This window comes from Rhizobium sp. PP-CC-3G-465, assembly GCF_004343445.1.
Lineage (GTDB): Bacteria > Pseudomonadota > Alphaproteobacteria > Rhizobiales > Rhizobiaceae > Ferranicluibacter > Ferranicluibacter rubi.
In genome coordinates this window covers 37,510-62,407 of sequence record NZ_SLYH01000008.1, presented here as the reverse complement: position 1 = coordinate 62,407, position 24,898 = coordinate 37,510, and the positions used below count along the sequence as shown (strand labels likewise).

Sequence of the window (24,898 nt, the reverse complement as noted above, 5' to 3'; positions counted from 1 at the left end):
GCAACGTTGAGGGAGCCTGAAGTATGGCTGATCGGGGGCTGAGGATATCACGAAGATGAACCGGAGAGCCCCTTAGGATCTCGTCGACGACGGAAAAGATCAGCACCACCATGACATCAGTCCAACGTCGGCGACCAAAAGGACCACAGCCGGTATCAGCTGTTCGATCGAGAAAACCGGAAGTTGACTTCCATCTCGGAAGCCTCTATGAATGGTTTATCGATATTTTGCTTGCTGAGCTTTGGTTATCGCGCGATTGGCACCGCGCTTCGAACGAACCTTCCTTTCAAAAACATCGCTGTCACTATCCGCGCCGCCTTAGCGACGCGGTCGATCAACATTGCTTTGAAAGGGTTCATCATGACCACAGGCACAGTTAAATGGTTCAACTCCACCAAAGGCTTCGGCTTCATTCAGCCTGACAACGGCGGCGAAGATGCTTTCGTCCACATCTCGGCTGTTGAGCGCGCGGGAATGCGCGAAATCGTTGAAGGCCAGAAGATCGGCTACGAACTCGAGCGCGACAACAAATCGGGCAAGATGTCGGCCTGCAATCTCCAGGCCGCTTGATCATAAACGGTTCCGTCCTTGACCACGGATGTACTGGCACCGACGAAACCGATTTATCCGAAAGGCCGGGCTTAAAGCCTGGCCTTTTTCTTTGGCGGACCTACAAACAACAGGATCATCCATGTCGGAAACATACTCCAAATCGAGGCAGCAGGCGGAGATCGCGTTCGGCCTGACGCAGGCACCGTTCTTCGGTCATTCAAAAGCCGTCGAAGAGCTCGATTCTATCGTGCAGACACGCGAAGCAAAAACGCTGCGGCTCCGTGAGGCACGCCTCGCCAAGGAGGCGACGATCGTTGCTACCGCGGCACAGGCGCTTCTAACGCAGCGCCGAAAAATCAGGTGACATCCTTCGGCAAGGGAAGCTTATGTCCCGAGCCGAGACACGGAGGGATTTGATGATCAACAATCAACCTCTCCCGGAACGCGCCGAAATTCGGAAACGCAGAGTTCGTTTCGAGCCATGACGAGTGCATTTCCAACGCATCGCCGGCGGAACGCCTCATTGTTCGGCAATCTGCTGACGAACGCTCGGAACCATGCCGGAGCAACCAGTGCCTCAACGACGGCGTCTTGGTCGAGGAGCGGCGGCAACTCTCCACGTTGAACGGCTCTTTCCAGCATCACGTACGAACGCGAAAAGCGTCCGCGCCAGAACTCACCGAGAACGTCACTGACCGCCTCGTCGCCTTCGATGGAAGCCACGAAAAGAGCCTGCGTCAGTTTCGTCATTCCGGGGTCGTCCAGCATAGCCGTGATACTTTCGAGATATGTTAGGAAATCCCTCTCGATCGACCCGGTATTTGGAACAGGTACAAACGTGTCGCTGAGATCGATCAGCATATCGGCGACAAGACGGGGACGTGTAGGCCAACGTCTGTAGACGGTCGCGCTGTCCACTCCCGCCAAGGCAGCAACGCTGCGATGGGAAAGGCTGCCATAACCCTGCTCCTGAAGTATTCGGAGGACAGCCCCGACTACGGCCTGGCGCACGCGTGCGTTGCGCCCGCCTGGTCTCTCCTTCACCCGATCGAATTCCGTCACTTCGGGCCGGCTTGACCGCATCTTCGATTGCTCCTATTTCTTAATGCAACATATATCGCATTAAGGACGGTATCATGAAAATCCACTGCATCCAAACCGGCGATGTCCAGATCAAGAGGCGTCACCAGCTTGCTCGCTTCCGAGCAAGGCCGGCGCGTGCGCTGGATGTCATCGTTGACGCTCACTGGTCTCCGCGCCTTCCAATCGGTTGCTGGCTTATCGAACATCCCGAAGGCCTCATCGTTGTCGATACCGGCGAAAGCTCTAACGCGAACGATCCCGGCTATCAGCCCTGGTGGCACCCTTTCATGCAGTTCTGCGAGCGTCGCCGGGTTTAACCTGAAGAAGAAGTCGGTCCAAGCCTACGGGCAATGGGCTTCGATCCGAAAGACGTTCGCTGGGTCGTGATGACCCATATGCATGGCGATCATGCTGGCGGGATCGGTCACTTCCCGAACAGCACTATTCTGCTTAGCAAGCTGGAGGCCGATGCAGCGTTGGCACGCACGGGGCCACTGACAGGCTACCTCAACATGCACTATCCCAAGTGGCTAAGACCTACGGAGATTGCGTTCACCGACGGTCCTTGGGAGAGCTTCAATCGCAGCAAAACACTGACCGAGGATGGCAGGGTTCATATCGTCCCGACGCCGGGTCACACGGAAGGACACATGTCGCTCGTGGTCGAGTTGGAAGGTCACTATGTCCTGATCGCCGGGGATGCGTCATACAGCGAAATGGACATGTTGCAGGGCAATGTCGATGGCGTGGCCTTCAGCGCCAGCGTGCATCATGACACGACAAAGCGAATGCGCGAGCTTTGCTGTCGCAGACCAACCATCACCCAGTTTGCACATGACCCGAACAGCGCTGACCGATTGTCTGAGCTGAGGTTTACCCGGATAGCTTGATGACAGACTTTGAAGGTCATTCGGCCTGTAGAGGCTCGGTGGTGAAATAGCCTGAAAACTCCGGCTTCTCCGCAACCGGCTTGCCGTTGATATCCTTGAGGATATCCGCTTCAAACAAATAGTTGCCGATCGACTCCATCTTGACCGGGTCAATCCGGCCGACGACGCCGGTGCTGGTGCGGAAATACTGCCCATCGATCAGGGCCTGGAGTGAGGCGCGCACCAGGCGGCGGTCGGTGAGAGCGTCGCTGTTGGCGGCGATCATTAGGTCAACGGCCTCATCGGGATAGTCGACCGCGAAATCGTAGCCTTTGAGCGTGGCTTGGGTAAAGGCTTTCGCGTCGAGAGGCCGGTTCCGCAGGAAGGTGCCACTCGATCCGATGAGTGTCGTATGCTGGTCGGGAGCGCCATAGTCGGCATAACGGAACGCACCTTGCCTGATTCCTTCTAGCTCCGCCTTAACGCCCTCCCAGGTGTAGACTTCGAGTGTGAAATCGACGGCGCCGTTTTCCAGCGCCTGGTAGGCCGAGGTGCCGAGCGTAATCGTCTCGAACGTGCCCTTGCCGCCGTCATGGCGGATCATCGCGCCGATCAGCGCATTTTCCCAGTCGCTGCCGAACCCCCCGTAGATGAGCCCGTCTAGATCCCTTGGGCGTTTGATATCGGCGCGGTCGCCCTTGAAGACGAGCCGGCCGGTCTCGGTCTGCACCACGGCATAGGTCGCCACGAGATCGGCGCCGGCGGTATGCTGCGTGAACAAGCCAATCGAACCGACGATGCCGAAATCCGCGACATGGTTGGCGACAAGCGTCGCTGCCGACGTGTCGGAATAAGGCAGGATCTCCACATTAATCCCGGCGTCGCGGTAGAAACCTTTTTCGCGGGCGACGAAGAGGCCGATATGGTTGGTGTTCGGCGTCCAGTCGAGCGCCACCGTCACCGTCTTCAGGGTCTTCGCGCGGGCTGAAAGTGCGCTTAAGCCGAGGCCGGCAAGGGAAGCAAGCACCGTACGGCGGGTCATGGTCGGGCGTATCGTGGCCGGGAATATCATGGCAATTGTCCTTCCTGAGGGGCGAGCAGGGTTTCGAGAATGGCGTTTTCGAGCGCCGCTGCTTCGGCCCCGGCAGTGCCGCTGCGCAGTCGAGGACGGGTGAGCGGAATGTCGATGACCTGAATGAGTGTGGCGGGGCGGGGCGAAAGAACATAGATTCGGTCCGAGAGATGGACGGCTTCCCGGACATCGTGGGTGACGAGCATCGCCGTCCAGCGGTGGCGCATCCACATTGCCTCCACAAAGCGGTGCATCCCCGCGCGCGTCAGCGCGTCGAGCGCGCCGAAGGGTTCGTCGAGCAGAAGCATGGAGCGGTTCTGGACCACGGTACGCAACAGGGCTGCGCGCTGGCGCATGCCGCCCGAAAGCGCTGCGGGATACTGCTGCTCAAAGCCGGAAAGACCGAATTCGGACAGGAGCGGCTCGACGCGCGTGCGGGCCTCGCGACGGCTCATGCCCTGAACCTCAAGACCGAGCGTTGCATTGTCGATGATCCGCCGCCACGGCATCAGCGCGTCGCGTTGCGGCATGAAGGCGAAGGGAGAGGATGCCGCTTCGAGCGGCAGGCCGTCGTATAACATCTCGCCATGCGTGGGTTTCAGCGTGCCGGTCAAGAGCCGGAAAAGCGTGGATTTTCCCGCGCCGGAAGGCCCGAGGATCGATACGAATTCACCGGGCCTCACAGTCAGCGAGATGTCCTTCAGGACTTGAAGGTCCTTATAGCCGGCGGCGATGCCGGTGAGCTGCAGGCGCGGCGGGATCATGTGCCGGCCCCAAGGGATGGCCGTGTCCACGGCATGACCAGACGCTGAACGAAAACTGTCAGGCCGAACAGTGCAAGGGTGAGGACCGCGCTGACAAGGACAGCCGCCAGCACCAGGTCCGGCCTGAAATTGTTTTTGGCATTGAGAATGTAGATGCCGAGACCTTTGGCGGCACCTGCATATTCGGCAAAGATCGCGCCGACCACAGCATAGGTGATGGAGATGCGCAGGCCGGCAAAGAAATAGGGGAGGGCGGACGGTAAACGGGCAATCAGGAACCGTTTCCATCTGGGTGCGCCCATTGAGGCTAGGAGCAGTTCGATCTCCGCTTCGGCCGATTCGTAACCCTGGGTCAGGGCGACCAGGATCGGGAAGAACGTCACGAGGGCGACCAGCATGACTTTCGGCGCCAGTCCGAAACCGAACCAGAGAACTATAAGCGGCGCGATCGCCACCAGCGGCAGGGTCTGGCTGATGATGAAGATCGGAAACAGAGCGCGCCGCACCGGGCGATAGAAATCGACCAGAACCGACAAGTGAAAGGCAATAGTCAGCGAGCAGGCAAATCCGAAGACTGTGGCCCGGATTGTCGGCAATGTGTTGTCCCAGAGCGGCTGCCGGTTTTGCCAGGCCTGTTCGAGCACGCGTGAGGGTGCCGGCAGGGTTGTCGGCGAGATGCCGGACAGTTGCGCATAGGCCTCCCAACTGACCAACAGCAGCGCGAGGGTGAACAGGGCGGGAAGGCCACGATAAAATTGGGTCAGCATAGAGCTTTCGAACCGATCCGTTGGAACAAATGACAGGCGTCAGAGCGACGTCGGACTATTCGCGGACACGGTGAGGTCGATGGTTACATGGCCTGCGGGTGGACCGAAGCGGGTCAGGGCCTCGCAAACGGTGGCAAAGACCGAGCCTGCATCGCCGCTGAGCTTCGTGCAGAAGTTCTTCGACCTGTCGAAGACGCCGGACGATTTCAGAAAGTCGATGCAGCCGTAGATCTCGTCCATATGCTGGTCGATACCGAGCGTGTAGAGCGAGAATTGCGCCGCCACGGGCTGGCCGGACGAGGGCGCATTCGATACGGCGGTCATTGCCTGACGTTTCCGCTCAGCCAGTGGCGCTATCGGCCCGCTCAGTTCCGGCACCTGGCAGATCGGATCGTCCGGTTCCCCCGGGCATCCGCGCGAGATGGTCGCATGGAGCACGCAGTGCTTACCGCTCGCCGCAGCGGCCACGAACAGATCGCGCATTGCCGCGAACACAATGTCCGGCGTGCCGACGAGAAGTGTCGAGATGTCGTCCGTTTCGACACGCAACCGGTCACGATAGGGATCGAGCGCGCCGAGCGCGCCCAGAATGACGCCGACGAAATCGTCGGTCATGGGATACAATGAAATCTGCGCGCCGGAAAACATCACTACCTCGCTCCGCTGGCATTATCCAGATCAGCTTAAGGGTCCATGATCTTGACGATCACATCTCAGCCCCGGCTATACGGAGCACCCCTGTCTTCCCGATTGATAGGCTGAGATTGGAAGCAGATGCAAGCGATATTGAAGCCGTGGGCGATATACCGGTGTTCTCTCGCCGGTGACGATGCTTGTGCAGATATCCTTGGGATCCACCCATTCGATGCGCCGCGCGGCCGATCCAGGCGCATTGCGTATCATAGCGGTTATGGCGTTCGTAGGGGTTATCTCGTCGCGAAGGAATCGGAATTTCGAGCCTTCGCTCAATGCATGCCACGACCGCTCATCGTCAGCGTGGCATCTTGTTGAAAGGGCAAACATCGTCCTCGAAGGGGACGTGTCTTCGACGAAACTGCGCGCCCTCCACGATCTCAGGCGTGCTGATCCTGTCCATGCGGAAGTGGCGGAAATCCTCGCGGGCGGCATCCCAGGCCACGAGATACCAAAGTGGCGGCAGGATCAGCAGGGCCTGCGGTTCGACCTCGCGGATGGTTTCTACGCCTTTGGCGTCGCGGTAGCGGAACCGCAAATGTAGCCGCTGGAGAAATGCCGTCTCGAAGGCGGGCAGCAGCGCGGAATCGATCAGACCCAGGTCCGAAACATCCTGCCTGGGTGACAACTGTCCGACATACAGGCAGTCGAGAAGCCGGCGCAGGTCTCGCACCTTGTCTGCCGGCAGTGCCCTCTCGATCTTGGCAAGCCCCGCATCTGCGAGATCGGAGAAGGGAAGGGACCGGGCCGCACGCATGGCCGCAACGCTGATGAGGAGCGCAAACACCTCCGTCACGGAGAGCCGGGCAGTGGTCTGCACCGACTCTGGGTCGAGCTGAAGCCCGCCGCCCCGGCCGGATTCGGAATGGATGACGAAGCCCTGGTCACGCAGTGCTACGATGTCGCGCAGCACCGTTCGCCGGGAAGCACCAACCTCCCCTGCCAGGTCGTTAACCGTCGCGGTTCCGCTGCGCCGGAGGATGCGCACGATAGCGTCATGTCGGAAGCGAATGTTCATTTATGGATCCTGGCACATTCGGTGCCAGATTATGGCACCAATTTACTCTAGGCGGGTCATGGTAGCTCAACGAGGAGATTAAACATGACACTCCAAAACCAGACACCCGTCGCAAGCGCAACGCCGGTTATCATCAACCCTTCCCATCTGCACGACCCGACGCCGAATGGCTACAGTACAGCTGTCATCACCCCTGCATCCGGTCGGCTGGCATTCATCTCCGGGCAAGGCGGGCAAGACCGGACTGGCGCTCTTTCTCCGGATTTTGCAACACAGGTGGAACAGGCTTACGCAAACCTTGCCGCCGTAATCGACGCGCTTGGCGCTCGCCTGGATCAGGTCGTGAAACTGACAGTTTTCGTGGTTGATCACGACATGTCGAAGCTGGGTGTGCTGACCGAGAACGTGATCCGGGTGTTCGGCGATAAGTTCCCGGCACAGACATTGATTCCAGTGCCAAGGCTCGCAATCGACCCCATGCTTTTCGAGGTTGAGGCCGTAGCTCTGCTGGATTAAGCGCTCGACCGACGCACCGACATCGCGTCGTGTTGAATACTCGCGAACACCCGGTCAGCGTTTTTAATACAGCGGGTGCCCTTTGCAGCTTGGCGAACTTGATCCACGTCATTATCGCGGCGACCGGACAGGTGGTGTCGGATGAGCCGCGACCCACCTCGATCTCTCGCCATACAGTTTTACCGCGCAAGGTAACCAGCATTCCCTTGTCGAGGATTTCGATCCAGCCGCGCCCATCTTCGGTCGGATCTGTTTTTAGATCGAGGCCGACGATCTCCGAGCGGCGTGGGCCGCCGGCGAATCCGATCAGGAGCATGGCGCGGTCGTGCAGGCCACGCAGAGAGCCGCGATCGAGTGTCTCGATTATGGCGATGATATCTTTGGTCAATACCGCTTCCTTTTGCACAGGTGGGCGGGCGCGGCTGTCTCGAATACCTGCCATCACCGTGGCAATATGTCGGTCCTTTCGATCAAGGGTGAGGTCGCGCTGGGCATAGTTCCAAGAGAGTGAGGAAAGGCGGCGTTCGATTGTGGACACAGAGTTCGGCGAACTCGCCGCCTTGACGTAACCCGGGGCGCGATCCGCAAGACTGGCGATATGAGCCAACGCCTGGTCGACATTAAAAGGGCAAATAACGCGCCTAGGTACGACGCGCTTGAGGGCATGCATAATGACCTATCACCCTGGTTTGAATTGCGGTCACCATGGTACAGATCGGTTATGGGATTCGGAGTTTTCATTCACCGCACGGATTCGATCTATGACGACAGCCCGGCTGAGCGATATCAGTTTCCGAGCCAGTATCTCGGCCGTGTCCAATCCTGTGTCGGAGAATGGATCATCTATTATGAACCCCGAAAGGTGGCGGCGACCCGCGGATATTTCGCCGTGGCCAAGGTCGCGCGAGTTATTGCAGATCCGAAAGCGCCCGGAATGTACTTGGCTTTGATCGAACCGGGCAGCTACCTTGATTTCGTCAACGCCGTCCCCTTCAGCGGGCCTGACGGCGTGATCGAGAGCGGAGTGCTCAACGAAGTGGGCCGGATTTCGGGACGGGCGCAGGCCGCAGTTCGGCCGATCTCGCCAGTGGATTTCAATCGCATTCTGTCGATGGGGCTGGCGGAAGATCAACCCGAGTTGCCGCGGTTCGGTGAGGCGACTGAGACGTCAGGGCCGAGTGGCTTCTCGGACAGTGCCCAAGCTCCTTTCATGTTCGAACAGGAGAGGGCGCGGGTCACGCAACTCTCTTCACGCATCGTTCGTGATCGCCTGTTTCGTCGTTTGATATTGCAAGCCTACAACAAGCGGTGTGCGATAACCGGCTTAAAGCTGATCAACGGCGGCGGCCGGGCCGAGGTAGACGCCGCCCACATCCGCCCGGTCGACGCGAATGGTCCGGACATCTTGTCGAACGGCATTGCCTTGTCCGGAACAGCCCATTGGATGTTTGATCGCGGTCTTATCGGCTTGTCGGACGAACTTGAGGTTCTAGTCTCACGCTATGCAAACGATCGCGACAGTATCCAGGGTCTCATCAACCAGACCCGAAGGGCGATCGTGCCAGTAGGTATTCACGAGCGCCCGCATCCCCAATTTCTACAATGGCATCGTGAGAATACATTTAAACATTAGCATGCCGGTGGTTTATATCCTTTCAAGGCGGAGAACTTACGTCCCGTATTGCGACCTATCCTTTCGAGCGTTATACTGTTTTTGAAAAACAGTATAACGCCGGAGTCGAGCTTATGAAATCTGTCGACCTCATGTACCAGACTATGCTCGCCGAGCTAGGTCAGCGCTCGCTTGACGCCGCTTGGACGGCTGATTTCCCTCCAGAGGGGCGATTTACCCCTGCGACCATCAAGGGACGCAAGTATTGGTACTTCGACATCCCGGATGGACACGGTGGTACCAAACGTCGCTATGTTGGTCCTGCTGACGATCCGGATATAGCACAACGCGTATCTGATCATAAGCGGGACAAGGACGACCTACGCGCTCGCAGGCGGTTGGTAAATACCCTGACCCGCGAAGGTGGGATGATTTCCCCCGACGCCATGTCGGGCGACATTGTCGAAGCTCTTGCCGATGGGGGGCTCTTTCGACTCCGTGGTGTTCTAATAGGCACGGTGGCCTTTCAATGCTATTCAGGGCTGCTGGGCGTGCGCCTTCCCATGGCTGCCATACTGACCGGCGATGCGGACATCGCTCAGGATTATGCCATCAGTCGAGAGGTTGAAGATAGTCTGCCTCCGATCGTGGAGTTGCTGCAGCACGTCGACGCCAGTTTCCGGCCCGTTCCACATAGATCGGGATCAGGGGCCTCGTCAGCGTTTCAGAATGCCGACGGCTACAGAGTTGAATTCCTGACATCGAACCGTGGCTCGGACGACTACGTCGATCAGCCAGCGAAGATGCCTGCTCTTGGCGGTGCTAGCGCGGATCCACTGCGCTTTCTCGACTTTCTCATCAGGGAACCGGTCAGGACAATCCTGCTCCACCGAAGCGGCATCCCAGTCGTTGTCCCTGATCCGGCTCGGTATGCCGTCCATAAGCTCATAGTCGCCAGCCGTCGGCACACCGACGGGCAAGGGCCAGCGAAGCGCGAGAAGGACATTCGTCAGGCCGCGCTGCTTTTCGAGGCGCTGCAGCAGACAAGGCGATCCGCTGACTTGGCCCTCGTCTACAACGAAGCGTGGGAGCGCGGCCCTGCGTGGCAAGACGCTATCCGAATTGGGGCGGGGATGCTGCCGGCACCAGATGCAGACCGGTTCAAAACTGTCCTAATCGACGGCGCAAAGAAAAACCGAGAAGAAATTGAACTTCCGTTCGGCGAATAGACGTACTTGAATTGAATGCCAAGCTGTTGATCTCGTTGGAAGTGGCTCACACAAATAGGGTGCCGAGAGTCCGATTCTGTTCAAGGTGGCGGTGCGAACTCAAGATGCTGAACGCAGGATTTCTCGTTTAAGGGCGTGCTAACATTCAATGTCATACTCTCAGCGACCGCTCGAGGCGGTCTGCAACGAATGTGACGATGTAAGCGATCACCATGTAGACGAACACGGCGATCAGGAAAGCTTCGAGGTAGTAGAAGTTAAGGGCCGCAGTCAGTTGCGACTGGGCGAAGATATCGACGACTTCGATCGCAAATCCCAGCGAGAGCGCCTTCATGATCACCATGATCGAGTTGGCGAGATCGGGGATCGCAGCGACGATTACCTGAGGCAACATCACCCGGCGAAAGAGCTGTGTTTTCCTGTAGCCGAGGGAATAGGCGGCCTCTGCTTGCCCGTTGTCGAAGGAATTGAGCGCGCCCTTGACAACCTCCGCCTGGAAGGCCGAGACGCAGAGCGTCAGCGCGACTATCAGGGTGATCCAGTTCGGCGTCGAGTGACCGTTGTAGTCAATGCCGACGAGCGAGGTCAGGAACCTCGATGTCGGTGGTAGGCCGTAGTAGGCGAGGAAGATTACGATCACCATTGGCACGCCTTTGAAGATGACCTTGTAGGCGACGACTAGTTCGCGGAGCAAAGGAATACGCCGATATTCCACCATCGCGAACAGGCTGCCGATCATCGTGGAGAAGACGAAGATGCCGAGAGCCATGGCGAGCGTCACGGGGACTGCGCCGAGTATGTCCCAGAGATCGGGCAGAAGGACTTCGGAGTCGAACATGGTATGACCTTTCGAACGCTCAGACGCTGGGCATGACTGTGGCTTTCGCTCGGGCAGTGTTGGGCGCAAACCGAGCGTTTCGTTTCTCGAAGAAGCGCACGATGCTCCATGCCACGAGGCAAAGCAGCGAATAGATCACCGCCAGGACCAGGTAGGTCTCGAACTGGTACTGGTTGTAGTCGCGCTCCATGACGAGGTGGGCGGTCGCCATGACGTCCGCAGCGCCGATGTACATCACGAGCGCGACGTTGTGGATCAGGTAGATGATGGCATTGCCGTAGCCCGGCAGGGCGATGTGTACCGCCTGAGGACCGACCACCCGGACGAGTTTCTGCAGGAAACTGTAGCCCAGACTGTCGGCCGCATCGTGCTGACCCCGTTCCACGGCGAGGTAAGCAGGCCGCAGCACCTCGGACAGATACCCACCATGATACAGGCTGAGGCCGACCATCGCCGCCACGTTCGGAGAAACGAAGTCCTCCACGTCAAGGAGAGCCACCACCAGCGGCAGTCCATAGAACGCGACGAAGAGTTGGAGAACGACAGGGACGCTTCGGGCGTAGGAGACGTAGAAGTCAGCAAACTGGCTGACCACGGGAATCCTGCGCACACGGAAGGTGGTGGCGACCAGGGCCAGCAAAAAACCGGCGATCATGGCCGTGAACGTGATCGCGAGCGTCAGCGGCAATGCCGAGAGCAGCTCTGGGATCATGATGGAAAGGTCCACTGGGGAGCACTCCTTGTTTCAGTCCTGGGCCTGATCGCCGGTCGTTGCCAACGTCACTTCATGTACGATGTGATGTCTTCACCGAACCATTTCTGCGAGAGCTTCGCCAGTGTGCCGTCAGCCTTCAGTTCTTTCAGAGCCTTGTCGATGCCTTCGGAGAGTGCCTGGTTCTCTTCCGAGCGGTGGATCAGGATAAAGGTGTTGTTGATCGCAGCCGGCTCGCTCGCCGTGATCTCAAGCTTCTGCTGGTCGATCACCGTCTGCTCGCCGAGGTTCGATGGCAAAATCAGCGCGTCGTATTTGCCGTTCTCGACCTCTTTCAGGCGATCCGGATAAGGAATGCCAGCGCTGGAGGCGGTAACCTCGATCTGGGTGTCGGGGTTTTTTTCCTGCCAGGCATTCGCAAACTTGTAGATGCCGCCACCTGCCGTCACGGGCACGATCTTCTTGCCGACGAGATCCTTCATCTCCTTGATGCCGCTGTCCTTGCGGCTGTAGATCTTGATGAGGCTGGCACCAATCGGGCTTTCCGGGATAAGGAACTGCTTTTCGCGGGCGGGTGCCCGATAGTAGCCGCCGGTCGCCATGTCGTACTTGCCCGTTGCAAGGCCGGTCTCCTGCGCAATGTCGGCGGCACCTTCCATCAGGAATTTGTACTGTGGCAGCTTGGCGTTGATCGCTTTCAGGACATCCGGCTCATAGCCCTGAGGCTCGACGCCGATCGCCCCCCAGGAAAGCGGCTTGGATTCGGCGGACGTCGCAACCTTGATCGTGCGGACGTCGTCTGCACGGGCGAGACCAGCGGTCGCAAGTGCGAGTGTGAGGCCTGCAACGGCGAGACCGAAGGTGCGGCGGGATGTTGACGCGAGGAATGACATGTCAGGCAACCTTTCGTTACTGGATGGAGTGTTCTGTGGTGAGGAACTGGGTGAGGCGCGGGTTCGATGAAGCTTCGAAGATCTCGGCGGGACTGCCGTCGGCCGCAACGACGCCGCGATCCATGAAGACGATGCGGTTCGAGATGTTTCTTGCAAACTGCATCTCGTGCGTGACGAGAAGCGAGGTGATCCCCGAGGACGTCACGTCTCTGATCACCTTCAGAACTTCGCCGACAAGTTCGGGGTCGAGCGAGGATGTGGGCTCGTCGAACAGCATGACGTCCGGCTTTACCGCCAAAGCACGGGCGATGCCCGTCCGCTGGAGCTGGCCGCCTGAGAGCTGTGAGGGATAGCTGTCGATCTTGTTCGACAGGCCGACCCGATCCAGCTCTTCCAACGCGATCCTGCGCGCCTCTTCCTTCGACTTGCGCTGGACCACAACGAGCGGATCCATGACGTTCTGGAGGACCGTCATGTTCCTGAAGACGTTGAACTGCTGGAAAACCATGGCGGTACGAAGCCGGATCGCCTGGATCGCCGTGCGGTCGAGCTTCTGGTAGTCCATACGAACGTCATCGAAGGCGATCGTACCCGACGACGGTCTAGCCAGAGAGTTGATGCACTTCAGTAGGGTCGTCTTACCCGTGCCGCTCGGTCCGATGATCGACACGACATCGCCGCGCTTTACGGAGAGATCGACACCATTGAGAACCTGCGTGCTTCCGTAGGATAGCTTGATGTTCTTCAGCTCTAGCATTTCAGGTCCGTGTCCTTTCGGAGTGGTTCGCGGAGCGCATCGTCGTCGGCCCATTCGTCCCCGAGGAGTTCCGGCGTGTCGAAGGCTTGAAGGTTTTCGAAATGACGCTCCCGATCCTCGACAAAAAGCGCCCGGACGATGCCACGCGCGAGCCGGTCCGCGCCTTCGCTGACCGCAGGGATGTCTCCTGTCAGCTTGCCGTGGGTCAGCGTCGCCGGGAAATTGAAGCAGTGGATCTTCGAAAGAGCGGGGCAGGCGCCGGGCACCGTTTCAAGGAACTCGAACGCGTCGCCGAGATCCGGTGAAGACTCGAGTTCTGCATTCGGCATGCCGGCCGGCACGGGAAAACGATCGCGCCAAAGCCGGATGAACGGTGAAACGGCTGCGAGTTCCGGTCTGTTTTTCAGCTCGATCTTGAAGCCGGTCCCGAAGATCAGGAAGTCGATGCGATAGCGACCCTTCGGCGTGTCGAGTAGGATATGATCGTCCTTCTGAAGGAGCGCCGTGATGGGACTTTGCAGATGTAGATGGGCCTGCGGAAAGGCACTGAGGCGCAGAACGCTCGGGCGTGGCGGTGGTGTCTGCTCGCCCATCGCGTAGTTCAAGAAGCGCCACTTCCACGCGTCGGGAAGGCCTGCGAACCCATGTACGACGCCTTGGCTGCCAATGCCGGTGAACTTGTTGATACGGGGCAGCTCCCTGCGACGAACGAACATATCGAGGCGTGCCGCTCCGGCCTCCAGCGCGGTTGCGGCATTGTCCATCGCCGATGCTCCAGCGCCAACCACCCCGACGCGCTTGCCGCGAAGAGCGGAGAAGTCGATGCTATCCGCAGTATGAGCCCAGAATGTCCGATCGATGTCGTTGGAGATCGGCGGCACATAAGGCCCCCCAAGGCCATCGCGACCGGTGGCCAACACCACGTGACGGGCGATTAGGGTTTTCGTCGAGCCGGACTGGCTGCAGTGAAGATCGAGCATGCCATCCGCGCGCGGCAGGATGGCCTCGACGGAAACACCATTTCGCACGGGAAGGTCGAGGACCCGTCGATACCAGATCAGATAGTCCATCCAGATTTCGCGTGGCGCCCGATCGAGCGCAGCCCAGGCTTCCGATCCGAAACGAGCCTCGTAGTAAGCGCGGAATGTAAGAGCCGGCAGTCCCATGGCGGGTCCGGTGAGCTGCTTGGGGGAGCGCAGCGTGCGCATCCGGGCATAGGTGACCCATGGGCCTTCCTGGCCAGCCGGCGCCTTGTCGAGCACGACATGGTTGGCCACGCCCAGGCGCTTCAGCATGCCGGAAGCAACAAGCCCCGCCATACCGCCACCAAGGATGACGACGTCGATAACCGGCCGATCGCCGATGACACGCGGTGGGACCCAGGACTTCGCCGGGAGCTCCAGCCAAGCCAAGTCCTGTGCCAGCCGCGCTTCAAGTGCGTCGAGGTCTTTTGGGAGAGAGGACGCAGCGCTCATGTCGGCACTCTTTCAGGCGAAGCGGTCGGTCCATAGACCGTGTCTGCCAAAGCGTCCGCGCCACCCGCATCCAGCAGGCGGCAGCCCGGCATGGCCAGCGCGACCGCACGAGCCGCGTCGATCACGGCCGCGACGGTGGCGGTCATGGGCAGCGCCGCAGGTGAGATTGCCCCAAACAGAAACGGGATGTCGTGGTCAAGCATGCGCATCACCGTGCCCTCTATGGGGACGCCGACCACCGTTGCCGGTTCGACGATCGCCACGCCAAGGCCAGCACGGACCATGGTCAGAGCCGTCATCGATGCATTGACGTCGATCATCTGCTGCGGCTCGACACCGGCCTTTTCCAGTGCCTCATCTATGCGATGACGTAGGCGGTACGGGTTGGCTAGGGTTATGATGCGGCGCGCGGCAAGCTCTGAAAGCTTGACAACCTCGCTGTTGGCGAGCGGATCGCTATCAGCAAGTGCAACAACACACGGCGCATGGGCAACCCAATGGACGTCAAGACCGGGATGTTCCAGCGGCAGGCTTGAAATACCGAAGTCCGCCGAACGTGCGAGCACGGCCTGGACAACGTTTTCCGCAGCAAGCGCCTGTACGTGGAGATGACGCGGGATCAGCCCTGGTGCGACCGCAGCGATGGCTTGAGGAAGCACACCTGCTGCGAGCGAGGGCGTTGCTGCGATCGTCAGGGATACCGGCTCGCCCAAGCCAATTGCGCTGGCCCTTTCGCGGATATGGGCAAGGCTCGACAGATGCCGTTCTACTTCTGCATGGAAAAGTAGCCCGCGTGCCGTTGGTGTTATCCGAGGTCCGTTTCGGTGCAGGAGTGCGTATCCGATATCCGCCTCTAGATCCTGGATGAGCCGGGTCACCGCCGGTTGAGAGCGGCCGAGCAGCCGCGCTGCACCTGTCACGCTTCCGGCGGACATGACGGCTGCGAAGGCCTCGAGTTGTCGAACATCTATAGAGCTAGAATGCATGAATGACATCAATCACCCTCCTTCATGTGAGTAAAGCATGAGCATGCTCAAATGACGATCATTCCTAGATAATAATTCCACATGACTCGGCGACCTTCATTCCAGATTGACATGCTTCGATCCTGTACCTACCTAAATTTCACGCCTGTTCTATGAGCCAAGGAGCGTGTCTTGAACGTGATCGAAACCCTCGTGTCTGCGAGGCCGGGCTCTGCTCTGGCCGACGCCATGGAAAAACGCGCCGAAATCCTTCGCCTCAGCCAGGCGGCACACGATGCGGTTCTCCTTCCTCGGGATCCCGGCGGACTTTCGCATGGCCTCAGGGCAGCACTTGCGGCACGCATGTCGCGGCAGAATGCGGACGAAAGCCTTGCAGCTCACTATGAGACACTCGTCGCCCGCGCCGCCGAGCCGGAGACAAGTCATCTCGTGATCCCCGGCGCGACGAGCGACGATCTACGAACGGCAGCGATCGTCCGGCACGCCGACATGCTCACGGTGTCGCCTCGCGATGCGACCCGAGCCGACATCCTCGCGCTGAGAGAAGTGGGTCTTGATGATGCCGACATCGTGCGGCTGTCGGAACTCGCTGCGTTCGTAAGCTATCAGGTGCGCGTGATCGCCGGCATGAACCTGATCGGGAGAAGAACATGAGCGACGTGATCCATAGCTTTACCACCAAGGTTCCGCGTTGGCAGCCGTACGTGGTGCCCGTCGATCTTGAGACGGCAACGGAAGAGCAGCGTGCGGCGATGCAGGTCACTCCCTCGGGCAAGGGCATCTCCACCTATGTCCTGACCCTCGCGCATGATCCGGAGTCGCTCGCCGTCCGTTCGCCGCTCTTCAACGACATCATGTACGGCAAGGACGGGCTTGCTTCGGGTGAACGGGAACTCGGGGCAACCGCAGCGTCCGTCGTAAACCGATGTATCTATTGCGCGGCTGTCCACGCATCCCGGTTTATCAGCCACACCAAGCGGGCAGACGTCATCGATACGATCTTTGCAGACGGGGTTGATGCGGAACTCGAAGAGCATCTCCAGGCGATCTTCACCTTCTCGGCCAAGCTCTCGACGGCCCCGCCCAAGGCGACAGACGACGATGCAAGAGCGCTCGGCGATGTCGGATTCGATGAACTACAGCAGCTGGACTTGGTTTTCTCTTCAGCGATCTTTGGTTGGGCGAACCGCCTCATGCACACGCTCGGCGAAGCAGTTTAAGATTAGGCTGATCGTTTAGACAAGGTAACCATGAATGACGGTGTCCGTATTCTTGGTGCGGCGGCCTCAGCATGTCGTTGATGACCGCCTTTTCACTGTTAGCTGTCACCTGCACTCTCGCGTCAGCGGCCTTAACCGCATCATCGCAGCGCTTGTCTGCCTCAGCGCCATCACTGGCCCGAGAGTCGTCACTTTCGCTCGTCAGCTTGCCGTCTGGCTTGCTGGTCATGTGCTGGCTCCTGGTGAACTGTCGCCAACCTAATTAGCGATGCGCCGAAAGTTCCGCGCAGGGCCAACGTCATCACCAAGTACCGCATTGCGCCAATCGGAGATGTTAAAGACGTGCTGCTTGTGGCGAGGCATCAAACTTGTATTGGGTGCTCTGCGAGCGGCCATCATCGGAACGCTCAATCACAACGTCAATGCTCGCGCCTGGGCTATCATGTGGCCATACATCACCGAGCCTCTGCGGAAAACGTTACCGCAATGGCTCGGTGGTTAAGCTAGCGCCTATTGCGCATGCCCCGGCTCCGATCGATGACTATGCCCCTCAGATAGAGGGGTCTGTAACGTGACCCAGCCATTCCGCCGGGTTGACGATGGCGATGCGGCTGCGGATATCGGCGGCATTTGCGGCAATCAACAGCTCATAATTACCGGCTTCCGAGCGGAAAGCCTTTGCCGCGACATCGAAGAAGCTCAGATCGCGCAACGTTACCGTCAATGTCGCGGTCGCGGTTTCGCCCGCGGCAAGTTCAAGCTTTGCAAAAGCCCGCAATTCCTTCTCGGGCCGTGAGAAAGCCGAGGCCAGCGGACGCACATAAAGCTGCACGACATCAGCGCCCTTGCGCGCGCCGGTATTGGTGACATCGACAGTCACGGTGATACCGTCCTCACCGAGTACCGTAGACGATGCCTTCGCCTCACCCCAAGAAAATTGCGTATAGCCCAGACCGAAGCCGAACGGGAAAAGCGGCTCCACCCCATGGCTGTCGTGGTGGCGATAGCCGACAAACACACCCTCATCATAGCGCACATGACCATCCTGGCCGGGATAGACCAGCGGATTGCCAGTGATGGCGGAATTGTCCGACAGCGATTTCGGGAAGGTCTGCGGCAGGCGGCCACCGGGTTCCGCATCGCCGAACAGCACGTCTGCCACAGCATTTCCCAGTTCCTGGCCGGGATACCAGATTTGCAGAACGGCCTGAACCTTGTCCAGCCACGGCATTTCCACAGGCCCGCCGGTCTGGAGGACCACAACGGTGTTCGCATTGACGGCTGCAACCTTTTCGATCAGCTCCTCCTGGCGGCCCGGAAGGCGCATATCGGGAAGATCGAGACCTTCGGTATCCCACTGACCCTCACGGCCAACGAAGACAAGGGCGACATCGCAATCGGCAGCTCTGGCAACGGCTTCATCGATGGCGGCATCGCCGAGCGGCTTTTCGACGCCGAAGCGAATGGCCGTCAGGTGAATGCCATCGGCGGTATCTGCCGGCGAGCAATAGTCGATTGTCAGCGTGTAGCTGCGCCCGGCTTCCAGTTCCAGCCCCTGGCGCTGCTCGCTATTGGCGGTGCCGAAATAATTGTCGCCCCGCGCCCAGCCATCATAGCCGTTTACGACCAGCTTGCCGTCGATAGAGAGCTTCGCAAGACCGGCATTGGTCATGCCGAAAATATGCTCACCACTGTCAGAAGGCACGAATTTCCCGGTGATCCGCGCCGAGAAATTTGCGGGATCGAGATCGGGTGACGGCAGGTCGAACCAGAAGAATTCGCCCTTATCAGCCCTTTCCGTGTGAACGGGCGTGCCTTCCAGCGCCCGGCCGGTGAAATATTCAACTTCGATATCGCCTGCGAAAACCTCGACAAGGCGGTTATTGCTGCATCCGGCCGCGTGGTGCACGCTATTGGCATTGGAAAGGGCGGCGCGAATACCCTGAAGTGGGCTGACGGTGTAATGCGCGGCAATCTGGGCGCTACCGCCACCCATGACGCGGGCTACACCGGCATTGGGCCCGACAACGGCGATGCTGTCGAGCGAGGTTCGCGCGAGTGGCAGAATACCTTCGTTCTTGAGCAGCACCGCGCCTTCGGCACCGATCTGGCGGATAAGGGCGCGATCCTCAGGCAGGTCGAGTGAGCTTTCCGCAAGATCGGGCGCAGTTTCGAGCGCGCCAACCCGCTCCAGCAGCGTCAGAATGCGGCGTGCCGCATCACGCACCGTTTCAGCCTTCACCTCGCCATCGTGAACGGCCTTGACCAGCTTTTCGCCACGGTCACGGCTGGGCCCGGGCATTTCGAGGTCGAGACCGGCATTGACCGTATCGGCCGTTGAATGGGAGCCGAACCAGTCCGACATGACAATGCCGTCGAAGCCCCATTCCTTGCGCAACACGTCAGTCAGCAGCCACGGATGTTCGCTGGTATAGGTGCCGTTGAGGCGATTATAGGATGACATGACAGCCATTACGCCAGCTTTCTTCACCGCCTGCTCGAAGGGCAGAAGATAGATCTCGCGTAGGCTGCGCTCATCGATGTCCGACGACATCGTCTGGCGCTCGATCTCGGATTCATTGCCGGCAAAATGCTTGATCGTTGCCGCAACACCACCGCTCTGCACGCCCTGGATATAGGCAACGGCGAGAGATGCCGTCAGCAAGGGATCTTCGGAGTAGCACTCGAAATTACGACCATTGAGGCCCGAGCGATGGATATTGACGGTGGGCGCCAGCAGAACCGATGCGCCCTTGCTTTTCGCCTGGCCAGCCAGCGAAACACCCATGCGCTTCACAAGCTCCGGGTTCCACGTCGCACCAAGCGCAATCGCTACGGGAAAGCAGGTTGCCTTGACACCGGCAACCAGGGAGCCTGCACCACGGGCGCCATTGGGGCCATCTGTGACCTTGATCTTGGGAATGCCGAGACGCTCGACTGGCACGGTTGTCCAGAAATCTGCGCCTGCCAGCAGCGAAACCTGCTCTTCGAGCGTCATCTGGTTCAGGATATTCTCGATCATACGAGCCTCCGGTTTTGCAATGCTATGGAAGAAGGGATGCGTCAGTCATCGGGAATGGCGCGTCCTTGGCATCCTGTCAGCGGACACCGCGCACGGGGGCAATCGCCAGCGCGCCGAGGAAGGCACTGACAGCGGCCACGGCATAGAGAACGCCATAACTCTGGCCCCCGGCATTACCGATCGCGAGAAGAAGGGGTGCGACAGCCGGGGCAATCGATTGCGGCACGGCATTGGCGATATTGAGAACGCCGAGATTTCTGGCCGCATGGGTTTCGCGGTCCGGCAAGATATCCACGACCAGCGCCTGATCGACCGCCATATAAACGCCGAAGCCGATAGAGGTCACTGCGATACCGCTGTAAAAGGTGGCGAGATCGCTTGAGAAAACAATGACCACAATACCTAGCGCATAGGTCATGGCGGCTACCAGCACGAATGCCTTGCGGCGACCCATGCGATCAGACATGTAGCCGGACACGAAAGACGAGCCGACAACGCAGATCGCTGTTATCAACGTCGATATGAACATGATGTCGCCGATATCGGCCTCCGCCACCTTCAGATGATCCATCAGGTAATAGACCTGATAGGATGTCAGGACCGCAAAGCCGAAAAACACCAGAAAGCGGCTGAGCCATGCATAACCGAAATCAGGGTGTTTGATGGGATTGACCCAGAAGCTGCCCAGCAATTGCGACAATCCCGGTGCAGCCTGCTGCGGCGCATCCCTGGCGGGACGATCCTCGATCACCAGAACAAAGATGAGAACCGTCACTAGGCCGATAGCCGTGGGCATGAGGAACATCGCATTGCTGGCGGTTCCCGTCAGGGCCAGAATGGCGCTACCGATCAGCAGGGCGATATAGATCGACATGCCCGCAAGCGCAGAAACCAGACCGCGCTGATGTTCGGGTACCTGATCCGGCACGGTTGCCACAAGTGCCGCCAGCATGGCGTTGTAGGCCGTCTGGATTACGCACCACGCGATGCCGATCACCACGAGGCTCGATGTATAGGCCATGAAAATCTGCGCGATACTTCCCACCACCACGCCACCCACCAGCCAGGGCTTGCGTCGCCCGAAGCGCGACCGTGTACGATCCGAGAGTTGTCCGAAAATAGGGTTGGCGAGCAGCGCGAAAAGCGCCCCGATGCCGAGGATGGCTCCAAGGCTGGCACCTTTGCCTGCGGGGTCAAGCGTATTGACGCGAATGGCCAGCGTCATGGCAATGGGCGTCATGACGGCCGTGAAGAAGCCGACACTGGCAAGCCCGTAAGTGAGAATGAATGGCAGACCGACCGATTTTTCGATCGCCTTGCCCGAAGCAACTGCAATGATATCCGGGCCTGCAATGCTCATTTCCGAAATCCTCCACCTCGAAAAAGTTCGTACCGGTATCGTCCTCCGTCGAACCTCCGGTTAAATCTACCGACTACTAGGTATTTATAAAGAGTCAACTTTTTTGTTTGTTCATGGACTGGCATTCGGGGTTTGCGCTGAAGGTTACGGGCCGCATATTTCACGCTAGAAGAGCACGAACGCATCGAGGGGTGGAACAGGTATGAATGAAGGGAAAGCCGTCGGAGAAACCTTCGATGGATCGCCGATCAAACGGCGTAAATCCTCAAAAGGCATTATCCGGCGAGAGGAAATCCTTACCGCGGCCAGGCGCCACTTCGCCAGTGCCGGCTATCAAGGCGCCTCTTTCGCAGCCATCGCCGCCGATGTCGGCCTCTCCTTGCCCGGCCTGCTTCATTACTTCCCGACAAAGGTGGATCTTCTGCTTGCCATTCTCGACAAGCGAGATCTGGAAAGCACATCGGCTATCGACGCCAGTAGCGCCAACTGGCGCACATTCCTGCTTGGCCTGATAGAGGTTGCCAGAAACAACCAGACCATTCCGGGCGTGGTGCAGGCATTTGCTGTTCTCAATGCCGAAAGCCTGACGACAGACCACCCGGCGCAGGCGTGGTTCGCCTCAAGGGTGCACGATCTCAAGGGAAACCTGGTGCGCTCGCTGCAAAAGGGGTTAACCGCGGGCGAACTGAAGGCCGATACCGATCCCGACATCATCGCGGCCGAACTGATAGCCATGATGGATGGTCTTCAGATGCTCTGGCTCAGATCGCCAGAAGAGTTCGATATGGTCACGATTTTCTCGGCTTATACCCATCGCCTGATTGCAGCAATCGAGCTTGTCGAGCCAAGACATCACACGGAAAAAGCAGGCCGATAACCGGCCCGCGTCAGGTGGAAGGCAACGTCAAACGCCTCAAATCCATCAAGCGGCAAATGTTTGCCGGGCTAAGCTCGGCCTGCTCAAGGCAAGAGTTATGGCTGCCCTATGACCCTTTACTGCGCGGAATATGAGTCAGACCCTCAGCGGCATTCGGCGCAAAGGCCGTGCACCTCGATCGTGGTCGAGCGGATCTTGAAGCCGCTGTGCCGGGCGCGGGATCCCAAGGCGTCTTCGATCGTCGCGTCGTGGAATTCGTTGACCTTTCCGCAGGACTCGCAGATCTCGAAGGCGGTGATCCGTGGGTGGATCTGCCCGTGCATTGAATGACAGCACACGACGAAGGCATTCATGCTTTCCAAACGGTGAATACGGCCGGCCTGCATCAGCTTGTCCAGCGCCCGATACACCTGAAGCGGTGCGCGCAAGCCGTCGTCGCGCAGCCTGTTCAGAATGCTGTAGGCGCTCAGCGGCGGACGCTTGCAGAACCGAGAGCACGAGGCTCTGGTTTCGCGTCAGCTTCAGATCATCGGAAGGAACGGCGGGCAACATGCAGATCTCCGAAAGGGTGTCGGTCTTTGAGGTCGGCCCGGGATTGTTTCTGCCGGTTCCGGGTCGTGGCTTCATCGCATCGCGGTGGATCCTCGAGGCGGCAACGGCGACGGTAGGCGGGCCCTCGCTCTTCAGCGTGCAGACCTCGTTCCGGCTTACGGCAGCGGAAACCCCAATGAGGTCGTCGCGTCGTTTGATCTCGCCTATCACCTGGGGTTGATCCGCCGGCTGCAAGGTCACCGTCTTCTCGGATCCGCGCCGTCATCGGAACGTCGAACATATGTTATTACGTAACAATTCATTTGACGTATGTAATAACATTACTTATACCGCCGCTGTCAATCCCTGAGGACGCGATGAGCAGCACCTGCCTGGAATTCAAAGATCTGACGCTCGGCTATCAGCGCCACGCAGCCGTCCACCACCTTTCGGGTGTGGTCGAGCGGGGGTCGCTGACGGCGGTCGTGGGTGCCAACGGATCCGGCAAATCCACGCTGATGAAGGGCGTGGCCGGCATCCTGAAGCCGATCAGCGGCAGCTTCGACGCGGCGTTCAGGCGGCTCGCCTATCTTCCGCAGCAATCCGAAATCGATCGGTCCTTTCCAGCACGGGTGATCGATCTGGTCTCGCTCGGTTTCTGGCAGGAGAGGGGGCTCCTTGGTGGCGTGACCCGCAGCGACAAGGCGCGGCTTCTGGGCTGTCTTGCGGCCGTCGGCCTCTCGGGTTTCGAGACCCGGTCGCTTGACAGTCTTTCCGGCGGGCAGATGCAAAGGGCGCTCTTCGCCCGCACCATGCTGCAGGATGCCGATCTAATCCTGCTGGACGAACCCTTCAACGCGGTGGACGAGCGCACGGTCCGGGACCTGCTTGCGCTGATCCGGCAATGGGGGGACGAAGGCCGGACAATCCTTTGCGTCCTTCACGATCATGCGCTGGTGAGAGGCCATTTCCCGCAGACGCTGCTGATGGCCCGCAAGCGCGTGGCATGGGGCAGGACGACCGATGTCATGACGCCGAACAATCTTGCGGCGGCCCGCACATTCCAGGAGGCCTGGGACGAGAACGCCGCCTGGTGCGTGGAGCCGGTCCCGGGGCTGCTGCCTCAGGCCCCCGAAGATCCCCTGAATGGCCGGGATGTGGCGCGGAGTGCCGCGCATGTTTGAATGGCTGGTGTCTCCCTTCCTCGAATACGGCTTCATGCAACGGGCGCTTCTGGGCTCGCTGGTGCTCTCCGTCAGCTGCGCACCTGTCGGCGTCTTCCTGATGCTGCGCCGCATGAGCCTGACAGGCGATGCCATGTCCCATGCCATCCTGCCGGGTGCGGCCATAGGCTTTGTTCTCTTCGGGCTCGAGATCATGCCGATGACGGTCGGCGGGCTGGTCGTCGGCCTGTTGGTGGCGCTCGGCTCTGGCTTCGTGTCGCGCTTCACGGTCCAGAAGGAGGATGCCTCGATGGCGGCCTTCTATCTCATCTCGCTCGCCGTGGGGGTGCTGCTGGTATCCTGGCGCGGATCGAGCGTCGATCTGATGCATGTGCTGTTCGGCTCCGTCCTGGCGCTCAACGACGAAGCGCTGGTCTTGATCCTCGGAATTGCCGTTGTCACGTTTCTGGCCCTGGGCATTTTCTGGCGCGCGCTGGTCGCCGAATGCCTCGATCCTTTATTCCTGCGCTCCGTCAGTCGCATCGGCGGCCCGACGCACCTCCTGTTTCTGGTGCTCGTCGTTCTCAATCTGGTCGGCGGCTTCCAGGCACTCGGCACGCTGCTGTCGGTCGGGCTGATGATGCTGCCGGCCGTGACCTCGCGCTTCTGGTCGAACGATGTCCGGGCGCTTTGCGGGATCGCCATCGCTATCGCCGTCGTCTCGTCGCTTGGCGGCCTGCTTTTATCCTATCACGCCTCCATGCCATCCGGCCCGGCCATCATCATGGTCGCGGGCGTCGCCTACCTGTTCTCCGCTCTCTTCGGCCGAAGGGGCGTGCTTGCCAGCGCGCTTCCCTCGCGTCGGCATACGTCCGCCTGATCACCAAAA

The 24,898-nt window shown here is 59.4% G+C and carries 25 protein-coding genes and 3 pseudogenes; 11 read left to right on the top strand and 17 right to left on the bottom strand.

Going from position 1 to position 24,898, the window contains the following annotated elements:
- Positions 1-360: 360 nt before the first annotated feature.
- Positions 361-570: a cold-shock protein gene (locus C8J33_RS21500; RefSeq protein WP_067652995.1), complete on the top strand. Its 210-nt coding sequence runs from the start codon at positions 361-363 to the stop codon at positions 568-570.
- Between the two features lie 121 nt (positions 571-691).
- A complete protein-coding gene (locus C8J33_RS21495; protein ID WP_092938018.1) occupies positions 692-916 on the top strand; it encodes a hypothetical protein in 225 nt (74 codons plus the stop codon).
- A gap of 56 nt (positions 917-972) precedes the next feature.
- On the opposite strand, the gene C8J33_RS21490 is transcribed toward C8J33_RS21495, so the two are convergent.
- Positions 973-1,413 (bottom strand): TetR-like C-terminal domain-containing protein, encoded by a 441-nt coding sequence (locus tag C8J33_RS21490; protein WP_245507239.1) that lies wholly within the window; start codon positions 1,411-1,413, stop codon positions 973-975.
- Positions 1,414-1,431: 18 nt separating this feature from the next.
- Positions 1,432-1,635: pseudogene (locus C8J33_RS27950) on the bottom strand (TetR/AcrR family transcriptional regulator); the annotation flags it as partial.
- A gap of 350 nt (positions 1,636-1,985) precedes the next feature.
- On the opposite strand from C8J33_RS27950, the gene C8J33_RS27355 reads away from it, so the two are divergent.
- Positions 1,986-2,525 (top strand): MBL fold metallo-hydrolase, encoded by a 540-nt coding sequence (locus C8J33_RS27355; protein ID WP_207904047.1) that lies wholly within the window; start codon positions 1,986-1,988, stop codon positions 2,523-2,525.
- Between the two features lie 16 nt (positions 2,526-2,541).
- Here C8J33_RS27355 and C8J33_RS21480 read toward each other — a convergent pair whose 3' ends face one another.
- From C8J33_RS21480 to C8J33_RS21460, 5 genes are all read right to left on the bottom strand, one after another.
- The gene (locus C8J33_RS21480; protein WP_245423309.1) at positions 2,542-3,576 is read right to left on the bottom strand and encodes an ABC transporter substrate-binding protein; all 1,035 of its coding nucleotides are present in this window, start codon (positions 3,574-3,576) and stop codon (positions 2,542-2,544) included.
- Positions 3,573-4,340, bottom strand: a complete 768-nt coding sequence (locus C8J33_RS21475; protein ID WP_132665290.1) for an ABC transporter ATP-binding protein — start codon at positions 4,338-4,340, stop codon at positions 3,573-3,575. The genes C8J33_RS21480 and C8J33_RS21475 overlap by 4 nt, the downstream gene beginning before the upstream one ends.
- Entirely contained in the window at positions 4,337-5,107 is a 771-nt protein-coding gene (locus C8J33_RS21470; RefSeq protein ID WP_165929858.1) for an ABC transporter permease, read from the bottom strand. Before C8J33_RS21470 ends, C8J33_RS21475 begins: the two co-directional genes overlap by 4 nt.
- A 39-nt stretch (positions 5,108-5,146) precedes the next feature.
- Entirely contained in the window at positions 5,147-5,755 is a 609-nt protein-coding gene (locus C8J33_RS21465) for a YkoF family thiamine/hydroxymethylpyrimidine-binding protein (protein WP_110802660.1), read from the bottom strand.
- A gap of 343 nt (positions 5,756-6,098) precedes the next feature.
- On the bottom strand, positions 6,099-6,818 hold the full coding sequence (locus tag C8J33_RS21460; protein ID WP_132449429.1) for a helix-turn-helix transcriptional regulator: 720 nt from the start codon (positions 6,816-6,818) through the stop codon (positions 6,099-6,101).
- 84 nt (positions 6,819-6,902) lie between these two features.
- Here C8J33_RS21460 and C8J33_RS21455 point away from each other — a divergent pair, with 84 nt between their 5' ends.
- On the top strand, positions 6,903-7,334 hold the full coding sequence (locus C8J33_RS21455) for a RidA family protein (RefSeq protein ID WP_110802661.1): 432 nt from the start codon (positions 6,903-6,905) through the stop codon (positions 7,332-7,334).
- On the opposite strand, the pseudogene C8J33_RS27600 reads toward C8J33_RS21455, so the two are convergent.
- Positions 7,315-7,911 (bottom strand): annotated as a pseudogene (locus C8J33_RS27600) (integrase); the annotation flags it as partial. The gene C8J33_RS21455 and the pseudogene C8J33_RS27600 sit on opposite strands and share 20 nt — an antisense overlap.
- Positions 7,912-8,055: 144 nt before the next feature.
- On the opposite strand from C8J33_RS27600, the gene C8J33_RS21445 reads away from it, so the two are divergent.
- The gene (locus C8J33_RS21445) at positions 8,056-8,967 is read left to right on the top strand and encodes an HNH endonuclease (RefSeq protein WP_132665332.1); all 912 of its coding nucleotides are present in this window, start codon (positions 8,056-8,058) and stop codon (positions 8,965-8,967) included.
- A gap of 113 nt (positions 8,968-9,080) precedes the next feature.
- The gene (locus tag C8J33_RS21440; RefSeq protein ID WP_110808111.1) at positions 9,081-10,175 is read left to right on the top strand and encodes a nucleotidyltransferase family protein; all 1,095 of its coding nucleotides are present in this window, start codon (positions 9,081-9,083) and stop codon (positions 10,173-10,175) included.
- A gap of 151 nt (positions 10,176-10,326) precedes the next feature.
- Here C8J33_RS21440 and C8J33_RS21435 read toward each other — a convergent pair whose 3' ends face one another.
- The 6 genes from C8J33_RS21435 to C8J33_RS21410 are packed head-to-tail and all read right to left on the bottom strand — an operon-like array spanning position 10,327 to position 15,845.
- Positions 10,327-11,013 carry an amino acid ABC transporter permease gene (locus tag C8J33_RS21435; RefSeq protein ID WP_110802702.1) on the bottom strand — a complete coding sequence of 229 codons (687 nt, stop codon included), beginning with the start codon at positions 11,011-11,013 and terminating at the stop codon, positions 10,327-10,329.
- 19 nt (positions 11,014-11,032) lie between these two features.
- Entirely contained in the window at positions 11,033-11,740 is a 708-nt protein-coding gene (locus C8J33_RS21430) for an amino acid ABC transporter permease (RefSeq protein ID WP_110802701.1), read from the bottom strand.
- Positions 11,741-11,793: 53 nt separating this feature from the next.
- A complete protein-coding gene (locus C8J33_RS21425; protein ID WP_132665289.1) occupies positions 11,794-12,618 on the bottom strand; it encodes an amino acid ABC transporter substrate-binding protein in 825 nt (274 codons plus the stop codon).
- A 16-nt stretch (positions 12,619-12,634) separates the two neighbouring features.
- Entirely contained in the window at positions 12,635-13,375 is a 741-nt protein-coding gene (locus tag C8J33_RS21420) for an amino acid ABC transporter ATP-binding protein (protein ID WP_110808112.1), read from the bottom strand.
- Entirely contained in the window at positions 13,369-14,850 is a 1,482-nt protein-coding gene (locus C8J33_RS21415) for an NAD(P)-binding domain-containing protein (RefSeq protein ID WP_110802698.1), read from the bottom strand. The genes C8J33_RS21420 and C8J33_RS21415 overlap by 7 nt, the downstream gene beginning before the upstream one ends.
- A complete protein-coding gene (locus C8J33_RS21410) occupies positions 14,847-15,845 on the bottom strand; it encodes a LysR family transcriptional regulator (RefSeq protein ID WP_110808113.1) in 999 nt (332 codons plus the stop codon). The genes C8J33_RS21415 and C8J33_RS21410 overlap by 4 nt, the downstream gene beginning before the upstream one ends.
- Before the next feature lie 162 nt (positions 15,846-16,007).
- Here C8J33_RS21410 and C8J33_RS21405 point away from each other — a divergent pair, with 162 nt between their 5' ends.
- The gene (locus C8J33_RS21405) at positions 16,008-16,490 is read left to right on the top strand and encodes a CMD domain-containing protein (RefSeq protein ID WP_110802696.1); all 483 of its coding nucleotides are present in this window, start codon (positions 16,008-16,010) and stop codon (positions 16,488-16,490) included.
- On the top strand, positions 16,487-17,056 hold the full coding sequence (locus tag C8J33_RS21400) for a peroxidase-related enzyme (RefSeq protein ID WP_110802695.1): 570 nt from the start codon (positions 16,487-16,489) through the stop codon (positions 17,054-17,056). Before C8J33_RS21405 ends, C8J33_RS21400 begins: the two co-directional genes overlap by 4 nt.
- 550 nt (positions 17,057-17,606) lie before the next feature.
- Here the strand turns inward: C8J33_RS21400 and C8J33_RS21395 are convergent.
- Together C8J33_RS21395 and C8J33_RS21390 are read right to left on the bottom strand one after the other, a co-directional pair.
- The gene (locus tag C8J33_RS21395) at positions 17,607-20,078 is read right to left on the bottom strand and encodes a glycoside hydrolase family 3 C-terminal domain-containing protein (RefSeq protein WP_110808114.1); all 2,472 of its coding nucleotides are present in this window, start codon (positions 20,076-20,078) and stop codon (positions 17,607-17,609) included.
- Between the two features lie 76 nt (positions 20,079-20,154).
- Positions 20,155-21,438, bottom strand: coding sequence for an MFS transporter (locus C8J33_RS21390; protein ID WP_110808115.1), 1,284 nt, complete (start codon positions 21,436-21,438; stop codon positions 20,155-20,157).
- 202 nt (positions 21,439-21,640) lie between these two features.
- Here C8J33_RS21390 and C8J33_RS21385 point away from each other — a divergent pair, with 202 nt between their 5' ends.
- On the top strand, positions 21,641-22,315 hold the full coding sequence (locus tag C8J33_RS21385; protein ID WP_110808116.1) for a TetR/AcrR family transcriptional regulator: 675 nt from the start codon (positions 21,641-21,643) through the stop codon (positions 22,313-22,315).
- A 143-nt stretch (positions 22,316-22,458) separates the two neighbouring features.
- Here the strand turns inward: C8J33_RS21385 and C8J33_RS21380 are convergent.
- A pseudogene (locus C8J33_RS21380) lies at positions 22,459-22,867 on the bottom strand (Fur family transcriptional regulator).
- A 356-nt stretch (positions 22,868-23,223) separates the two neighbouring features.
- Here C8J33_RS21380 and aztA point away from each other — a divergent pair.
- Together aztA and aztB are read left to right on the top strand one after the other, a co-directional pair.
- Entirely contained in the window at positions 23,224-24,030 is an 807-nt protein-coding gene (gene aztA, locus C8J33_RS21375; RefSeq protein ID WP_132665288.1) for a zinc ABC transporter ATP-binding protein AztA, read from the top strand.
- The gene (gene aztB / locus C8J33_RS21370) at positions 24,023-24,889 is read left to right on the top strand and encodes a zinc ABC transporter permease AztB (protein ID WP_110808128.1); all 867 of its coding nucleotides are present in this window, start codon (positions 24,023-24,025) and stop codon (positions 24,887-24,889) included. The genes aztA and aztB overlap by 8 nt, the downstream gene beginning before the upstream one ends.
- Positions 24,890-24,898 lie beyond the last annotated feature (9 nt).

What these genes read in the sequence shown, in the direction of transcription:
- C8J33_RS21500 (WP_067652995.1), top strand. Translation starts at nt 361, where the DNA reads ATGACCACAGGCACAGTTAAATGGTTCAACTCCACCAAAGGCTTCGGC.
- C8J33_RS21495 (WP_092938018.1), top strand. Translation starts at nt 692, where the DNA reads ATGTCGGAAACATACTCCAAATCGAGGCAGCAGGCGGAGATCGCGTTC.
- C8J33_RS21490 (WP_245507239.1), bottom strand. Translation starts at nt 1,413, where the DNA reads ATGCTGATCGATCTCAGCGACACGTTTGTACCTGTTCCAAATACCGGG.
- C8J33_RS27355 (WP_207904047.1), top strand. Translation starts at nt 1,986, where the DNA reads ATGGGCTTCGATCCGAAAGACGTTCGCTGGGTCGTGATGACCCATATG.
- C8J33_RS21480 (WP_245423309.1), bottom strand. Translation starts at nt 3,576, where the DNA reads ATGATATTCCCGGCCACGATACGCCCGACCATGACCCGCCGTACGGTG.
- C8J33_RS21475 (WP_132665290.1), bottom strand. Translation starts at nt 4,340, where the DNA reads ATGATCCCGCCGCGCCTGCAGCTCACCGGCATCGCCGCCGGCTATAAG.
- C8J33_RS21470 (WP_165929858.1), bottom strand. Translation starts at nt 5,107, where the DNA reads ATGCTGACCCAATTTTATCGTGGCCTTCCCGCCCTGTTCACCCTCGCG.
- C8J33_RS21465 (WP_110802660.1), bottom strand. Translation starts at nt 5,755, where the DNA reads ATGTTTTCCGGCGCGCAGATTTCATTGTATCCCATGACCGACGATTTC.
- C8J33_RS21460 (WP_132449429.1), bottom strand. Translation starts at nt 6,818, where the DNA reads ATGAACATTCGCTTCCGACATGACGCTATCGTGCGCATCCTCCGGCGC.
- C8J33_RS21455 (WP_110802661.1), top strand. Translation starts at nt 6,903, where the DNA reads ATGACACTCCAAAACCAGACACCCGTCGCAAGCGCAACGCCGGTTATC.
- C8J33_RS21445 (WP_132665332.1), top strand. Translation starts at nt 8,056, where the DNA reads ATGGGATTCGGAGTTTTCATTCACCGCACGGATTCGATCTATGACGAC.
- C8J33_RS21440 (WP_110808111.1), top strand. Translation starts at nt 9,081, where the DNA reads ATGAAATCTGTCGACCTCATGTACCAGACTATGCTCGCCGAGCTAGGT.
- C8J33_RS21435 (WP_110802702.1), bottom strand. Translation starts at nt 11,013, where the DNA reads ATGTTCGACTCCGAAGTCCTTCTGCCCGATCTCTGGGACATACTCGGC.
- C8J33_RS21425 (WP_132665289.1), bottom strand. Translation starts at nt 12,618, where the DNA reads ATGTCATTCCTCGCGTCAACATCCCGCCGCACCTTCGGTCTCGCCGTT.
- C8J33_RS21420 (WP_110808112.1), bottom strand. Translation starts at nt 13,375, where the DNA reads ATGCTAGAGCTGAAGAACATCAAGCTATCCTACGGAAGCACGCAGGTT.
- C8J33_RS21415 (WP_110802698.1), bottom strand. Translation starts at nt 14,850, where the DNA reads ATGAGCGCTGCGTCCTCTCTCCCAAAAGACCTCGACGCACTTGAAGCG.
- C8J33_RS21410 (WP_110808113.1), bottom strand. Translation starts at nt 15,845, where the DNA reads ATGTCATTCATGCATTCTAGCTCTATAGATGTTCGACAACTCGAGGCC.
- C8J33_RS21400 (WP_110802695.1), top strand. Translation starts at nt 16,487, where the DNA reads ATGAGCGACGTGATCCATAGCTTTACCACCAAGGTTCCGCGTTGGCAG.
- C8J33_RS21395 (WP_110808114.1), bottom strand. Translation starts at nt 20,078, where the DNA reads ATGATCGAGAATATCCTGAACCAGATGACGCTCGAAGAGCAGGTTTCG.
- C8J33_RS21390 (WP_110808115.1), bottom strand. Translation starts at nt 21,438, where the DNA reads ATGAGCATTGCAGGCCCGGATATCATTGCAGTTGCTTCGGGCAAGGCG.
- C8J33_RS21385 (WP_110808116.1), top strand. Translation starts at nt 21,641, where the DNA reads ATGAATGAAGGGAAAGCCGTCGGAGAAACCTTCGATGGATCGCCGATC.
- aztA (WP_132665288.1), top strand. Translation starts at nt 23,224, where the DNA reads ATGAGCAGCACCTGCCTGGAATTCAAAGATCTGACGCTCGGCTATCAG.
- aztB (WP_110808128.1), top strand. Translation starts at nt 24,023, where the DNA reads ATGTTTGAATGGCTGGTGTCTCCCTTCCTCGAATACGGCTTCATGCAA.